This is a genomic window from Pseudomonas sp. GW821-FHT09C09, from assembly GCF_059418105.1.
In genome coordinates this window covers 217,088-231,771 of record NZ_JBWKPF010000008.1, presented here as the reverse complement: position 1 = coordinate 231,771, position 14,684 = coordinate 217,088, and the positions used below count along the sequence as shown (strand labels likewise).

The 14,684-nt window shown below is 61.5% G+C and carries 13 protein-coding genes; 6 read left to right on the top strand and 7 right to left on the bottom strand.

Annotation, left to right across the window (positions count from 1 at the left end; all coding sequences use genetic code 11):
* Window positions 1–27: 27 nt before the first annotated feature.
* Window positions 28–1,002 (top strand): 2-hydroxyacid dehydrogenase, encoded by a 975-nt coding sequence (locus AC07NR_RS24045; protein ID WP_248738264.1) that lies wholly within the window; start codon window positions 28–30, stop codon window positions 1,000–1,002.
* A 51-nt stretch (window positions 1,003–1,053) separates the two neighbouring features.
* Here AC07NR_RS24045 and AC07NR_RS24040 read toward each other — a convergent pair whose 3' ends face one another.
* Window positions 1,054–1,956, bottom strand: coding sequence for a DMT family transporter (locus AC07NR_RS24040; protein WP_495079619.1), 903 nt, complete (start codon window positions 1,954–1,956; stop codon window positions 1,054–1,056).
* 143 nt (window positions 1,957–2,099) lie between these two features.
* Here AC07NR_RS24040 and AC07NR_RS24035 point away from each other — a divergent pair, with 143 nt between their 5' ends.
* Complete coding sequence (locus AC07NR_RS24035; protein ID WP_134825541.1) at window positions 2,100–2,975, top strand: AraC family transcriptional regulator; 876 nt, start codon at window positions 2,100–2,102, stop codon at window positions 2,973–2,975.
* On the opposite strand, the gene AC07NR_RS24030 is transcribed toward AC07NR_RS24035, so the two are convergent.
* From AC07NR_RS24030 to AC07NR_RS24015, 4 genes are all read right to left on the bottom strand, one after another.
* Window positions 2,976–5,405, bottom strand: a complete 2,430-nt coding sequence (locus AC07NR_RS24030; RefSeq protein ID WP_495079618.1) for a TonB-dependent siderophore receptor — start codon at window positions 5,403–5,405, stop codon at window positions 2,976–2,978. It lies immediately after the preceding gene.
* A gap of 104 nt (window positions 5,406–5,509) precedes the next feature.
* Window positions 5,510–6,499, bottom strand: coding sequence for a FecR family protein (locus tag AC07NR_RS24025; RefSeq protein ID WP_495079617.1), 990 nt, complete (start codon window positions 6,497–6,499; stop codon window positions 5,510–5,512).
* Window positions 6,496–7,062 (bottom strand): RNA polymerase sigma factor, encoded by a 567-nt coding sequence (locus tag AC07NR_RS24020; RefSeq protein ID WP_119426751.1) that lies wholly within the window; start codon window positions 7,060–7,062, stop codon window positions 6,496–6,498. Before AC07NR_RS24020 ends, AC07NR_RS24025 begins: the two co-directional genes overlap by 4 nt.
* Window positions 7,063–7,128: 66 nt before the next feature.
* The gene (locus tag AC07NR_RS24015) at window positions 7,129–7,434 is read right to left on the bottom strand and encodes a DUF3649 domain-containing protein (RefSeq protein ID WP_495079616.1); all 306 of its coding nucleotides are present in this window, start codon (window positions 7,432–7,434) and stop codon (window positions 7,129–7,131) included.
* Window positions 7,435–7,609: 175 nt separating this feature from the next.
* Here AC07NR_RS24015 and AC07NR_RS24010 point away from each other — a divergent pair, with 175 nt between their 5' ends.
* The 3 genes from AC07NR_RS24010 (at window position 7,610) to fecA (ending at window position 11,449) form a co-directional block, all read left to right on the top strand.
* Entirely contained in the window at window positions 7,610–8,098 is a 489-nt protein-coding gene (locus AC07NR_RS24010; RefSeq protein ID WP_495079615.1) for a sigma-70 family RNA polymerase sigma factor, read from the top strand.
* Window positions 8,095–9,024: a DUF4880 domain-containing protein gene (locus tag AC07NR_RS24005; protein WP_495079614.1), complete on the top strand. Its 930-nt coding sequence runs from the start codon at window positions 8,095–8,097 to the stop codon at window positions 9,022–9,024. The genes AC07NR_RS24010 and AC07NR_RS24005 overlap by 4 nt, the downstream gene beginning before the upstream one ends.
* Before the next feature lie 91 nt (window positions 9,025–9,115).
* The gene (fecA, locus tag AC07NR_RS24000; RefSeq protein ID WP_495079613.1) at window positions 9,116–11,449 is read left to right on the top strand and encodes a TonB-dependent Fe(3+) dicitrate receptor FecA; all 2,334 of its coding nucleotides are present in this window, start codon (window positions 9,116–9,118) and stop codon (window positions 11,447–11,449) included.
* A 116-nt stretch (window positions 11,450–11,565) separates the two neighbouring features.
* On the opposite strand, the gene AC07NR_RS23995 is transcribed toward fecA, so the two are convergent.
* Window positions 11,566–11,973, bottom strand: coding sequence for an HPF/RaiA family ribosome-associated protein (locus tag AC07NR_RS23995; protein ID WP_495079612.1), 408 nt, complete (start codon window positions 11,971–11,973; stop codon window positions 11,566–11,568).
* Window positions 11,974–12,173: 200 nt separating this feature from the next.
* On the bottom strand, window positions 12,174–13,121 hold the full coding sequence (locus tag AC07NR_RS23990) for a LysR substrate-binding domain-containing protein (protein WP_495079611.1): 948 nt from the start codon (window positions 13,119–13,121) through the stop codon (window positions 12,174–12,176).
* A 135-nt stretch (window positions 13,122–13,256) separates the two neighbouring features.
* Between AC07NR_RS23990 and AC07NR_RS23985 the strand changes: the two genes are divergently transcribed.
* Complete coding sequence (locus AC07NR_RS23985; protein ID WP_085711732.1) at window positions 13,257–14,633, top strand: L-serine ammonia-lyase; 1,377 nt, start codon at window positions 13,257–13,259, stop codon at window positions 14,631–14,633.
* Window positions 14,634–14,684 lie beyond the last annotated feature (51 nt).

Sequence of the window (14,684 nt, the reverse complement as noted above, 5' to 3'; positions counted from 1 at the left end):
TAAAGCCCCGAAGCCGAGCCCATAGCGATGAAAAAAACAGTCCTGGCCTTCAGCCGCATCACCCCCCCCATGATCGAACGCCTGCAACAGGACTTCGACGTCATCGTCCCCAACCCGAAAAACGGCGACATCAACGCCCAGTTCAACGAAGCCCTGCCCCACGCCCACGGCCTGATCGGCGTCGGTCGCAAACTCGGCAAGGCCCAACTGGAAAACGCCGCGAAACTTGAAGTGGTCTCCAGCGTCTCCGTCGGTTACGACAACTACGACCTCGCCTACTTCAACGAACGCGGGATCATGCTCACCAACACCCCGGACGTGCTGACCGAAAGCACCGCCGACCTGGCCTTCGCCCTGATCATGAGCAGCGCCCGCCGCGTCGCCGAACTGGACGCCTGGACCAAGGCCGGCCAGTGGCAGGCCAGCGTCGGCGCACCACTGTTCGGTTGCGACGTGCACGGCAAGACCCTGGGCATCGTGGGCATGGGCAACATCGGCGCCGCCGTCGCCCGTCGCGGACGCTTCGGCTTCAACATGCCGATCCTCTACAGCGGCAACAGCCGCAAGACCGAACTGGAACAGGAACTCGGCGCGCAATTTCGCAGCCTTGACCAACTGCTGGCCGAAGCCGATTTCGTCTGTCTGGTGGTCCCACTCAGCGACAAGACCCGCCACCTGATCAGCCATCGCGAACTGGCACTGATGAAGCCCGAGGCAATTCTGGTGAACATCTCTCGTGGCCCGGTAGTCGATGAACCAGCACTGATCGAAGCCCTGCAAAACAACCGCATTCGCGGCGCCGGCCTTGACGTCTACGAGAAAGAACCGCTGGCCGAATCACCGCTGTTCCAGCTGAAAAACGCTGTGACCTTGCCGCACATTGGTTCGGCCACGAATGAAACCCGTGAGGCCATGGCCAATCGGGCGCTGTCCAATCTGCGCAGCGCCCTGCTTGGCGAGCGGCCGCAGGATCTGGTCAATCCGCAAGTCTGGAAAGGCTGATAAAAAAGGGGCAGACGTCGCCAGACGTCTGCCCCTTTACCGCCAGAACAGTCAGGCCAGTTTGCCGTGACTCGGCAATAGCGGCGCCTTGGGTTTGCGAAACACCAGCACATTGCCCAGCATCACCAGCACCAACCCCGCCAATGCCGGCGCCGTCCATTGATAACCTTCGGCAAACGCCGAAACGTTCAACGCCACCACCGGGAACAGCACCGTGCAATAGGCTGCGCGCTCCGGCCCCATGCGACCGACCAGCGTCAGGTACGCGGTGAAACCGATTACCGAGCCGGGAATGACCAGGTACAGCAGCGCGCCGATGTAGCGCGACGTCCACTCCATCTCGAACGGAATGCCTTTGACCAGACACCACACCGACAGCATCGCTGCGCCGTAGGCCATGCCCCAGGCGTTGGTGGTCAGCGGTTTGAGGCCGGCCTTCTGTTGCAGGCTCGACAACATGTTGCCAGCCGAGAAGCACAGGGTGCCGCAGAGCGCCAGGCCGAGGCCGAGCAGGGTTTGGGGAGTGGCGTGATGCCCAGCCAGTTCCGGCCAGAACAACAGGCCCAGGCCAAACAGCCCCAGCGCTCCGCCCATCAACACATTGCGCGCGATGCGCTGGCCGAAGAACACCCGCGCATTCAGCGCGTTCCACAAGGTCGCGGTGGAAAACACCACCGCCACCAGACCGCTCGGGATCCATTGGCTGGCGGTCAGGAAACACATGAAGTTGACGCAGAACAGGCACAAACCCTGCGCCACGCAGATCAGATGGCCGCGCCGGTTCATCGGTTGCAGTCGGCGGCTGAGCAGCAACAGCGCAAACAGCACCAGCGCGGCGAGGCCGAAGCGATAGACGATCGACACAGGAATCGCGACCACGCCCAGTTGCCACTTAAGAGCGATCCAGGTGGTGCCCCAGATCAGTACAGTCAACAAATACAACGACAGGTTCATGGCAGACACTCCTTGATTGGGTTTCAGTGTCCGCCCCAGCCATCTTCCAGCGCTTGCATAAACTTGCGCTTTTATCGGGCCGCAGGCTGGCAGCGCAAAATCTACGGAGTAGGATGCAAGGCGTTGAAGAGAACCGACTGACCATGGCCGCCATCGATACCCTGCAAGTCTTTCAAGCGTTGAACAGCTCGCCGAACGCACGTCTTGTGCACAGTGCCGAGTTGGGCGACGGCTTGTCTGCCGCTTTGTGGACCAACCACCACGATGCGCAGGATTATGAAGCGCCGAGCCATCACACCCTGTCCTGCTACATCGCCGGCGGCACCGGCACATTCCGTCGCGATCAACCCGGGCAGAAAGGCGGGCCGGACAAGCTCTGTATCCTGCCGGCCGATCACGAATCGGGTTGGGTGATCAACGGCGATATTCGTCTGGCCCACCTGTATTTCAGCGCCGAACAATTTGCCCTGGGGTGCGTCACGCTGCTGGATCGCGAGCCCCGGGAAATGCAGTTGCGCGAACAGACTTTTCTCGAAGATCCGCAACAGGCCCAGCGGTTTCGCCAGTTGCTCACCTTGAACTGGGACGAGCCTGCCGAGCGCTTGCTGACCAGCAGCCTGGCCCACGAATTGATCAGCCATACCTTGCTCAGCCAGGTCGGCGTGCGTGAGGGCTTGCGTCTCAAGGGTGGTTTGGCACCGCACCAGCGCCGGCAATTGGTGGAGTTCATCGACAGTCAACTGGCCGAGCCGATCAGCCTCGGGCAACTGGCGGGGTTGTGTGCGTTGTCGGAATACCACTTTGCGCGGATGTTCCGGGTGAGCTTCGGCTTGCCGCCGCATCAGTATGTGCTGGCGCGGCGCCTGAGCCGGGCACGGGAGTTGTTGCGCGGGACTGCGTTGCCGTTGGGGGAAATTGCCCTGGCGTGCGGGTTTGCCAGTGCCAGTCACTTCACCAACCGCTTTCGCCAGGTGCTGGGTGGAACGCCCGGCGAGTATCGCCAGGCGTTTTTGCGCTGATCAGAACTCCAGCGTGCTCGACAACGAAATCTGCCGCGAATCGCCCATCGACACGAAGAACCGGCTCGCCGCCGAGGTGTAGTAGGTGCGGTCGAACAGATTCTTCACGTTGAGCTGGAACTTGACCTTCTGCCCTTCCACTTTGGTGTCGTAGGTGGCAAACGCATCGGCCACGGTGTAGCTCGGCAGTTCGAAATCATTCACTGCGTTACCCGCCCGCTCACCGACATACCGCGCGCCCGCGCCGACCCGAAGTTGATCGCCACCGATCACGCTGCCGAAGTCGTAGACCGCCGACAGCGAGCCGGTGTTCTTCGCCACGTTTTGCAGCTTGTTGCCTTTGTAGTCCGGATCTTCCGTGACCTCGGCGTCGGTGTAGGCGTAGCTGCCGATCATGCTCCAGCGGTCGCTGAGCTGGCCGGTCAGGTCCAATTCCAGACCACGGGAACGCACTTCACCGGCGGCACTGTAAATCGTGGTCGGGCCTTCGGCATTGGCCACCAGCACGTTGCGTTTCTTGATGTCGAACAAAGCGATGTTGCCGGTAACGCGGCCCGGAATATCGAGGCGCGCACCCAGCTCCCAGGACTTGGCTTCTTCCGGCGCGATGCTGCCGTCGAGCACGGTACTGCTGCCGCTCAACGGGGCGATGGTCGAGTTCGGCTTGAACGACTCGGTGTAGCTGCCGTAGAACGACAACGCGTCGGTGTAGCGATACACGAGACCGGCGCGCGGCACCCATTTCTGCCCGTTGCTGTCGGTGTTGGCCTTGAACGGTACGCCTTTGCCGGCGTACTGGTCGTATTCCTGGAAGCGCCCGCCGGCCACCAGAATCCACTGGTCGTTGAGGTAGATCGAGTCCTGCAGGAACACCGAGTCGCTGCGCAGCAGATCGGTCTGCGCACTGTCTGCCGGGCTGACGGTGGAGCCGGCAACTTCACGACCGTACACCGGGTTGACGTAACTGAAGGTGCTCAGGCTTTTCTGGCGGATCAGGTCGGCGCGGTAGATCTTGCGGTATTCGTCGTCGACGCCGAACACCAGGTCATGTTGCATGCCCAGCACGTTGACCTTGCCTTCGAGGCTGGCGGTGGTGAAACGGTCGGTACTGATCGCGCCCTGGGTGCCGTCCATGCTGCGGGTCAGGGTGCCTTTTTTGGTGTCGATGGCGGTCACGCGGACCTGGCTGGCGTCGTAGGTTTCGCGATTCCAGCTGTAGCCGAAATGGGCTTTCCAGTCGTCGTTGAGTTCGTGGTCGGCCTCGAAGTGGTAGAGATCCGAGCGCCCTTCCATGTCGTTGAATTTCTCGTCCAGACGTTCGTTGCGCGAGATGTCCAGCGGATGGTTGGTGCGCGGATCGATCAGGGTTCCACGATCGAATGGGGTCAGGAATTCGCGGTGCTCGTAAGCGAACAACAGCTTGGTGCGCTCGCCGTACCAGGCCAGCGACGGCGCGATCAGGCTCTCACGGTGGGTACCGAAGTTGCGCCAGTAATCTTCGTCTTCGTGATCCAGCACCATGCGATAGGCCAGGCCGGAATCACCCAGCGCACCGGTACTGTCGAACGAGCCGCCGCTACCGTTCTTGCCATCGCCGTAGGTCGAGCCGCGCAGCGTCAGGGCGTTGTACTGGGTCAGTTCAGGCTTCTTGCTGACCATGTTGACCACGCCGCCCGGGTCCTGAATCCCGTACAGCAGCGAGGCCGGGCCCTTGAGCACTTCGACGCGATCCACGGTGGCGTTCATGCCACGGCCCTGCACCACCGGCATGCCGTCGCGCATGATCGAACCGTTGCGGTTGTCGCCGAAGCCCCGGGTCATCACCGAATCCTGGGTGCTGCCCAGCGTGTTGCCCTGGGTGATACCGCTGACGTTGGCCAATGCATCATCGAGATTGCGCGGTGCCTGGTCGCGAATGACCTGGGCCGGGATCACGTTGACGGTCTGCGGGATTTCCTGAAGCGAAGCCGAGGAACGCATCACCGAACTGGTTTCCGGCGGCTGGTAACTCATCGGTTGGTCGATGACCGAGGTGATGTTCGTCGCGCCGAGGTTCAGCGCACCTGCGGTCGGTTGTGGTTCGAGGGCCAGGGTATGGCTGTCGGTGCGGCGGAAGGTCAGGCCGGAACCGCTGAGCAATCGTTGCAGTGCCTGTTCGGCACTCATCTGCCCGCTGACCGCCGGTGCATTGAGGCCGTAAGGCGCTTCGACGGTGTAGACCACGCTCTGGCCGGTCACGCGACTGAAATCGCTCAAAGCCTGCGGCAGCGGTTTGGCAGCCAGGGAAAAACTGAACTGTTTCTGTGGCTGGCTGCTGTTGCTTTCAGCGGCCTGCGCCACGCTCATCGGCAGCAATGCCAACGCCGCAAAACCCAGCGCCGAGGCGCCGAACCACTGTTTGACCGAACCCGATTTTGCCCTGGACTTCATTGCTCATGACCTGTGTAGAACCGCAACGGATGCGAATGACTCGCAGTTTCAGTCACTACACGGATGGCGTCGGGATTTACCTCACCACAAATCTGAAAATATTTTCAGCGCAGGATAATCAGCTTGCCCAACACCTGATGCTGCTCGAATCCCAGAACCCCTTGCAGCGAATTCAACACCGCTTGCGGATCCTTGCTGGGGAAACTCCCGCTGACCTTGCGCGCGCCCAGTTCGTCATTGAGCAACACGATGCGCCCCGGGTAATACCGCCGCAGATCCTGCACCACATCGGCCAGTGTCGACTTGTAGTAAGTCAGCCAGCCCTGACGCCAGGCCAGTTGCGCCTCGCTGTCCACGGTGTGCAGTTTTTGCGCTGAACCTTCGCCATACGCCACCTGCTGACCGGCGGTGAGAATCTGTTGTTCGGCATCCCGCGTTGCCGTCACACCGACGCGCCCGGACAGCACAGTGACTTGTGCGCCGTGAGGTTGCAGGCGCACTTCAAACTGCGTGCCCAACACTCGCGCCTGGCCCTTCTCGGCCTCGACCACAAATGGATCGCCCGTATGAGTCACGCTGAAAAATCCGGCACCGCGGCGCAATTGCACATGTCGCTCGCCGTGACTGAAATCCACGGCGATAGCGCTGTCGGCGTCCAATGTCACTTGCGATTGATCGGCGAGGGTCACCGTGCGGATCTCACCCGGTGCCGAAACATAGTCAGCGCCCAGATCTTCAATCCAGCGCTGCGGCTGCCAACCGGTGCCGAGGCTGATCATCAACAACAGACAGGCCGCCATCGCCAGCGCTCCGGCCCAGCGCCGGACCTGCGGACGGCGCGGCCGATCCATCGCATTCAAATAGCCCTGCAAGGCGAACGCCTCTTCATCGGCCAGTGTGCGGGCCGGCCCTTCGCTCAATTCCCAGATGACTTGCGCCTGGGCGTAAGCCTCGGCGTGGGCGGGATCGGCATGCAGCCATTGGCTGAAGGTCAGTTGATCGCCGGTGCTGGGGCGGTCATGCAACAGGCTCAGCCAGGCAAAAGCCGCCTGTTCCTGAGCAGGCGTCGGCGTGACGCGGTCGGTGTGATTCACGGTGCTTTCCCTGGCAGGCGTGGCGCGGGTTCGCGCAGGCTGGCCTTGCAGGCCTCGAGGGCGCGCATCATATGTTTTTCCACAGCGCTTTGGGACAGGCCCATGGCTTTGGCGATCTCGGCGTACTTGCGCCCGTGGATGCGATTGAGCAAAAAGATCTGCCGCGTGCGCTCGGGCAAGGCGCGCAACGCCGCCTCGACGTGGCGCAGATCGTTGCCCGCTTCGAGCGCGGCTTGCGGTTCGCTGGCGCTGCTGTCCGGCTCATCCGGCTGCCAGCCTTCATTGACCCGCACTCGCGTGCCTTCACTGCGAAGATGGTCGATGGCGATGTTGCCGGCGCAACGCAACAGGTAGGTGCTGAGCTCTTCGACCTGCACCAGCGGCCGGCGCCAGAAACGCAAGAACAGATCCTGTACCAGGTCCGCCGCGGTTGCCCGGCAGCCGACGCGGCGGTTCACCAGGGCTTCCATTTGCGAACGCTGGGACAGAAACACCTGCAGAAAATGCGCACGGGCGCCGTGGGGTTCGTCGTCGCGGGACTCGGGGGGATGGCTGATCAGCATGTCAGTTCAAGAACCCTGCGACAGAGAGCGGCAGCGGGCCGGTCATTGCCTGCGCTAAACACTCGTTCATGCGTAACCCAGCCCACGGGCAGCGCCGGAGATGGTCGCCAGAATCACACTCGGCACCAGCAGACCGACCCACGCCGACCACGCGCTGCGACAGGCGAAACACCAGAGCACCGCCACCAGATAGACCAGGAACGAGACGGTCATGCCGGTGACGACCGCTTCGGCACGGTTCAGCGGCAACCAGAGGGTCAGCGTGACACTGGCCAGCGCCGCGACCAGATAGCCGCCAAACACCGCCGCGAGCACCCGCGACGTGATGGCCAGACGATAGGACATGGGGAGTGCGGCGAGTTTGGCTTTCATGTTTCGGCCCTGAAACGGTTAACGCCCGGCCAACGAGCCGAGACGACAGATGAGCGATATTAATGATAAATATTCTCATACGCAAAAGAGTCTGATTGCCGGCATGCACTCGCAGCCCTACAATGCGAACCATTCTTGTTCTCTCACACATCCGCATGCGCCCGGAGTGATGCCGTTGTCGTCCGCCCACCCTGTCGAATCGCTGTATCAGGCCCATCACAGCTGGCTCACCGGCTGGCTGCGGCGCAAACTCGGCTGCCCGGACAGCGCCGCCGATCTGGCCCAGGACACCTTCATCCGGGTGCTGACTGCTCGCGAACCGCCGGTGATCATCGAGCCGCGTGCATTCCTCACCACATTGGCCAAACGCGTGCTGTTCAACCATTACCGTCGCCAGGATCTGGAGCGCGCCTACCTCGACACCCTCGCGCAGATGCCGGAAGTGGTCGCGCCTTCGGAAGAAGAGAAAGCGATCATCCTGCAAACCCTGATGGAGCTGGACCAATTGCTCGACGGTCTGCCGCGCGTGGTCAAGCGTGCATTTCTGCTGGCACAGGTCGACGGCCTGACCTATCCGCAGATCGCCGCTGAGCTGGGCATCTCCGTGGCCACGGTCAAACGTCATCTGAACAAGGCAGCGATGCGCTGCTACTTCGCCCTGTGAACCCGCCGATGGATTTTTCATCGCAGGTCGCCGAGCAAGCGGTTCACTGGCTGCTGGAGATGCAGCAGGGCCCGTTGAATCCGCGCCAGCAACAAGCCTGGCAACAATGGATCGACGCCCACAGCGAACACCGCCGCGCCTGGGAACACATGCAGCGAGTCAATTCGCGGTTGCGTGGATTGTCGTCGCCACTGGCCCATGCCGCGTTGAACGCGCCGAAGTCCGGCAGCCGGCGTCAGGCGCTGAAGTTGCTGCTGATTCTCGGCGCTGGCTCGGCGGTCACCTGGGGAATGCGCGAGCACAATCCATTGCCATCGCTGCTGGCCGATTACCGCAGCCCGATCGGTCAGCGCCGCAAGATCTCGCTCGGCGCCGGCGGACAGTTGCAGCTCAACACCGCAAGTGCGGCGGATGTCCGGGGCGACGGTCTGATCCGCCTGCTCGAAGGCGAAATGCTGCTGACCGCCACTCAATCCTTCGAAGTGCAAACCGCCCAAGGCCTGCTGAAAACCCAAGGGGCACGGATCAATGTGCGGCAGTTTGCCGACCGCACGCAGGTTGCATTGTTTGAAGGTCGGGTCGAGTTGAGCACACAGGGTCGCGCACCGATGTTGCTGCCGGTCGCCCGGCAATTGATTTTCAGCGCTAACTCCATCGGTGAAGCCAAACCGCTGGACGCCAACAGCGGTGCCTGGGCCGACGGCATGCTGGTGGCCGCGCACATGCGCCTGGGTGACTTCCTCGACGAACTCGGCCGCTATCGTCACGGGCAGCTCAATTGCGATGCAAAAGTCGCAGACTTGCTGATCTCCGGGACGTATCCACTGGACGACAGCGAGCGGATTCTCGATCTGCTGGAAATCAGCCTGCCGGTGAAAGTTAAGCGCTTTACCCGTTACTGGGTGACGGTCGAAGCCAAGGTTTGATCCATCGCAAAAAATAAATGAGCCGTTTTTCAGATCTGGCGTGACAGAGAAGGAAAGCCCCCTTGATTCAACCTTCTCAGGACCGTCCTCCATGCACCCCACTCGCCTCACGCCGCTGGCCCGAACCCTGCGCAACCTTGTCCTCGGCGCCAGCCTGAGCTTCAGCGCCCTGCCCCTTGCTCAGGCCGACGACACCAAGGCTTACCACATTGCCCCGTCGTCGCTGGAAAACGCCCTCAACCAGTTCGGCCGTGAAGCCGGCGTGCTGATTTCCTTTGGCTCGCAGGTCACCAGCGGTGTGCAAAGCCGTGGCCTGGAAGGCAGCTACACAGCGGAACAAGGTTTGAACGCGCTGCTTGAAGGCACTGGTCTGCAAGCTCGCGCCGAAGGTGGCAATGCTTTCAGCCTGCAGCCGTCGAGCGATACGGCGCTGGAGCTGGACACCTCGAAAGTGGTCGGCGACTGGCTGGGTGAAGCCGCGCAGGTCAACGTCTTCGAACACCCCGGTGCCCGTGACGTAATCCGCCGCGAAGAATTCGAACGCCAGGGCGCGACCCAGGCCCGAGACGTGCTCAATCGCATCCCCGGGGTCAATGCCCCGGAAAACAACGGCACCGGCAGCCACGACATGGCGCTGAACTTCGGCATTCGCGGCCTCAACCCGCGCCTGGCTGCACGCTCGACGGTGTTGATGGACGGCATTCCGGTGCCGTTCGCGCCTTACGGTCAGCCGCAGTTGTCCTTCGCGCCGATCAGCATGGGCAACATGGACGCGGTGGACGTGGTGCGCGGTGGAGGCGCCGTGCGTTACGGCCCGCAGAACGTCGGCGGCGTGGTCAACTTCGTGACCCGGGCGATTCCGGACGAGCCGACCGTCAAGGGCGGCTTCCAGACTGAAACCAGCCCATCGTCCAGCCATGACGGCTTCAAGACCAGCGCCAACCTGCTGGCCGGCGGCACCAACGAGAACGGACTGGGCGGTGCGCTGCTGTACTCCGGCACCCGAGGTGGCGACTGGCGCGAACACAGCGACACGGAAATCGACGACCTGATCCTCAAGGGCAAATACCAGCTCGACGAAGCCAACAGCTTCAACGCCATGGCCCAGTATTACGAAGGCAAGGCCGACATGCCCGGCGGTCTGAATGTCGCCGACTACGATGCCGATCCGTATCAGTCGACCCGCCCGAAAGACCAGTTCTGGGGTCGTCGCACGATGTTCAATTTCGGTTACCGCTATCAGGAAGATCGCCGCGAATTCACCGCCAACACCTTCTTCACCAAGACCCTGCGCAGCGGTTATCTGGATCAGGGCACGTTCCTGTCGCTGTCGCCGCGCGAATACTGGGTTCGCGGTCTGGAAACCCGTTTCGCTCAAGGTTTCGACCTCGGCCCGACCAGCCATGAAGTCGGCGTCGGCTATCGCTACATCAATGAGGCCGGCCACGAGTTGCGCTATCGCACCCCGATTGCCAGCAACGAATACCCGACCACCAACAGCCGCAACGACCGCGACACCCGTGGAGGCACCGAGGCCAACGCGTTCTTCGTCGATGACCGGATCGACATCGGCAAGTGGACGATCACGCCGGGTGTGCGCTACGAGATGATCGAATCGCAGCAGACCAACAACCTGACCAACGTCAAATACAAGGGCGACTACAACACCGCCCTGCCGGCGTTGAACGTGCTGTATCACCTGACCGACACCTGGAACCTGTACGCCAACACCGAAGGTTCGTTCGGCAGCGTGCAATACAGCCAGATGCCCAACCGCGTGAGCAGCGGCGAAGTGAAACCGGAGAAGGCCCGCACCTGGGAACTCGGCACCCGCTACGACAACGGTGCGCTGCGCGCGGAAATCGGCGCGTTCCTGATCAACTTCGACAACCAGTACGAAAGCAACCAGACCAATGATTCGGTGATCGCCCGTGGCGAGACCCGCCATCAAGGCATCGAGACCAGCGTCAATTACGCGCTGGATGACTTGAGCCCGGCACTGGCCGGCTTCGATGTCTACGCCACTTACGCCTATGTCGACGCGACCATCCGCGAAGACGGCCCGAACAAGGGCAATCGTGTGCCGTTCTCGTCGAAACACAAAGGCACAATCGGCGTCGGTTACACCGAAGGGCCGTGGAAACTGAACCTGGACAGCAGCTTCCAGAGCGACCAGTTCGCCGACAATGCCAACACCTCGAAAGAAAGCGCCGACGGCAGCACCGGCAAGATCCCCGGCTACATGCTGTTCAGCAGCCGCGCCGGGTATGACTTCGGCCCGCAGCTGTCGGACCTGAACGTGGCAGTGGGAGTGAAAAACATCTTCAACACCCAGTACTTCACCCGCTCGTTCGATGACAACAACAAGGGCAAATACGTGGGTGAGCCGCGCACAGTGTATGTGCAGACATCCGTTGCCTTCTGAAAACAACATGCACCTTGCCCTCTCCCCAAGGGAGAGGGGTTTCAAACCCGCCACAAACAAAAACGGGCCTGCAATTGCAGGCCCGTTCTCATTGGGTGACTTATAAAATCAGCGCATCAACTGTTGATCGCTGCCTGTTCGTTTTCCAGAAATTCTTCCTCCAGCAACCGGTCATTCGCCTTTCTTTCGAACGGCACCACAGCGGCTCGCGGTTTGCCCCGCAGTTTGCCAAACAGGTGCTCCAGCGCGTGCTCCAGTTTTTCGGCTGCACCATCGATCGCCAGCTCCAGCGAATCGGCTTTGTGGGTGACGGAAATCGGTTGATGGCCTTTTGGCCGCGCTTCCAGCTGGCAGCGCAAGTCATGGGGACCCGGTTTGTCACCGTTCTCGTCGCTCAAATGGACTTCGACACGGGTCAGGTCTTCCTCATAACGGTCGAGCGTGCTCTCAATTGTGGTTCGTACCCACTCCTCCAGTCGTTTGCTGCTTTGAATATGGTTGTCGCTGTTGACTTGGATTTGCATAGTTCATCCCTTATTTCAGCTAGCTCGCAAGAGGCCTTGAACAGGATTTCGTGACCTCTTGATTACAACAATCGGCCCGCTTGACGAACATTTCAACCCCTGAAAAAAGATAAATATTCATACGCAAAAAAAGCCGGACAACCGAGTGAAGCGCTGGTAAGGTCGGGAGTTGGGTCGCCCCGCCACCCTGAAAAATCTGCTCACAATTGGCCATCACCCAACGGGTGCAGGCTGCGGAAAATCCCCGCCTCTTCCACCAGCCAGTCATGCACCGCGCGTACGCCCGGATGGCTCAAGGCCCCCGGCGCATAGAGCAAGACATAGCGCTTGTGATTGGGCACCGAAATCCCGAACGGCACGATCAATGTCCCCCGCTCCAGCTCATCGTTGAGCAGCGTGCGCCGGGCAATCGCCACGCCCATGCCGGCAATCGCCGCTTCAATGGTCAGGTGATTGCGGTTGAACGTGTGCCCGCGCCGCACATCGGCGCCCTCAAAACCGACAGCGTTGAGATAGAACTCCCACTCCGCGTACTCATAACTGCCGCGCCAGGCCGTGATGTCGTGCAACAGCGGGAAATGCACCAGATCCGCCGGCCCGTGCAGCGGCGGGCGCCCCCGCAGCAGGCCCGGCGCGCACACCGGGAAAATCTGCTCGTCGAGCAAGGCTGTGGATAACAGGCCCGGATAACTGCCGTCGTTCAAGTCGATGGCCAGGTCGAAATCACCTTCATGCAACGGAACGCTGCTGTCCTCAGCCACCAGCCGCAGCTGGATGTCCGGGTAACGCTGTTGCAGGCGCGGCAGACGCGGAGTCAGCCATTTGCTGAGAAACGATGGAATCGAACGGACTCGCAGAATTCCGCTGATCATCCCCGCATCGAGACGACGCAACTCCGCATCGATGCTGCCGTAAGCCTCGTTGACCGTAATCGCCAGTCGCTGCCCTTCCGCGCTCAGCTCCACACCCCGTGCGCGACGGTGAAACAGGCGAAAGCCCAGGCGCTCTTCCAGTTGTCGGATTTGTTGGCTGACCGCTCCCGGCGTGATGTGCAGTTCTTCGGCACAACGGGTGAACGACAGGTGCCGCGCGGCACAGGAAAACACCTGCAGCCAGACGTAAGTCTGGGCATGCAATTGACGGCTCATGGTTTAGTCCTGCTAAAGGCTTACTTAGGAAGTTTCGTTAGTCACGCTGAAGCGAGGTAGGCAGTATCGCCGACATTGCGCTTGTCCTACAAAAAATGGCGGCGATTCCTACTCCATTGCTTGTAAGGCTTTAGCATGGCTATCAGTGTTTTCGATCTATTCAAAGTCGGCATCGGTCCGTCCAGTTCCCACACCGTCGGCCCGATGCGCGCCGCCGCGACCTTCGCCCAGGCCCTGATCGACCAGCATTTGCTGCTGGATGTGAAGCGGGTGGAAATCCGTTTGTATGGCTCGCTCTCGGCTACCGGCGTCGGTCACGCCACCGACCGCGCAACGGTCATGGGCCTGATGGGCGAATGGCCGGACAGCATCGATCCATCGACCATCGACCCGCGCATCCAGCAACTGCGGGAAACCGGCCAACTCTGCCTGGCCGGGCAGCGAAACATTGCCTTCAACTGGCAACACGATCTCCTGCTGCTGGACGAGAGCCTGCCCTACCACCCCAACGCCATGTCGCTGACAGCCTTTGGCGAATCTGCCGAGCTGTTCACGCAAACGTACTACTCGGTCGGCGGCGGTTTCATCATCGAAGCGGCCGAAGCCGAATCCGGCGTAGCACCGGCAGGTGACGTCGAATTGCCCTACGACTTTTCCAGCGCCGTCGAACTGCTGGCGCTGTGCAAGCAGCACAACCTGCGGGTTTCCGAACTGATGATGGCCAACGAACGGGCCTGGCGCAGCGATGCCGAGATCCGTCAGGGCCTGCTGCACATCTGGTCGGTTATGCGCGAGTGCGTCGAGCAGGGCCTGCGCCACGAAGGCGTCCTGCCCGGTGGTCTGAATGTTCCGCGTCGTGCGGCGAAATTGCACCGCAGTCTGCTGGAAATCGGCAAGCCGAACGTCATCAGTTCGACCCTGTCGGCAATGGAGTGGGTCAACCTGTTCGCCCTCGCCGTCAACGAAGAAAACGCCGCCGGCGGGCGCATGGTCACCGCGCCGACCAACGGTGCGGCCGGGATCATTCCCGCCGTCCTGCACTACTACATGAAATTCAATCCCGACGCGTCCGACGATGACGTGGTCGCGTTCTTTCTGGGCGCCGCTGCCGTCGGCATCCTGTGCAAGAAAAACGCCTCGATCTCCGGCGCCGAAGTCGGTTGCCAGGGCGAAGTCGGCTCCGCTTGTGCGATGGCCGCTGCGGGCCTCGCCGATGTTCTGGGAGCCACGCCGGAGCAACTGGAAAACGCCGCCGAAATCGGCCTGGAACACAACCTCGGCCTGACCTGCGATCCGGTCGGCGGCCTCGTGCAGGTGCCCTGCATCGAGCGCAACGCCATCGCTGCGGTGAAGGCGATCAACGCTACGCAAATGGCCCTGCGCGGCGACGGCAAACACTTCATTTCCCTCGACCGGGTAATCCGCACCATGCGCGATACCGGCGCCGACATGCATGACAAATACAAAGAGACTTCACGGGGCGGCCTGGCCGTGAGCTGGGTGGAGTGCTGAGGAGCGCTCCCTGACCGCCTGTAACACGTGAGCCCGAGCAAGAATAATAAC

Coding starts and splice junctions, on each gene's coding strand:
- AC07NR_RS23985 (WP_085711732.1), top strand. CDS start 13,257: ATGGCTATCAGTGTTTTCGATCTATTCAAAGTCGGCATCGGTCCGTCC.
- AC07NR_RS24030 (WP_495079618.1), bottom strand. CDS start 5,405: ATGAAGTCCAGGGCAAAATCGGGTTCGGTCAAACAGTGGTTCGGCGCC.
- AC07NR_RS24020 (WP_119426751.1), bottom strand. CDS start 7,062: ATGCTGATCAGCCATCCCCCCGAGTCCCGCGACGACGAACCCCACGGC.
- AC07NR_RS24015 (WP_495079616.1), bottom strand. CDS start 7,434: ATGAAAGCCAAACTCGCCGCACTCCCCATGTCCTATCGTCTGGCCATC.
- fecA (WP_495079613.1), top strand. CDS start 9,116: ATGCACCCCACTCGCCTCACGCCGCTGGCCCGAACCCTGCGCAACCTT.
- AC07NR_RS24045 (WP_248738264.1), top strand. CDS start 28: ATGAAAAAAACAGTCCTGGCCTTCAGCCGCATCACCCCCCCCATGATC.
- AC07NR_RS24035 (WP_134825541.1), top strand. CDS start 2,100: ATGGCCGCCATCGATACCCTGCAAGTCTTTCAAGCGTTGAACAGCTCG.
- AC07NR_RS23990 (WP_495079611.1), bottom strand. CDS start 13,121: ATGAGCCGTCAATTGCATGCCCAGACTTACGTCTGGCTGCAGGTGTTT.
- AC07NR_RS24040 (WP_495079619.1), bottom strand. CDS start 1,956: ATGAACCTGTCGTTGTATTTGTTGACTGTACTGATCTGGGGCACCACC.
- AC07NR_RS23995 (WP_495079612.1), bottom strand. CDS start 11,973: ATGCAAATCCAAGTCAACAGCGACAACCATATTCAAAGCAGCAAACGA.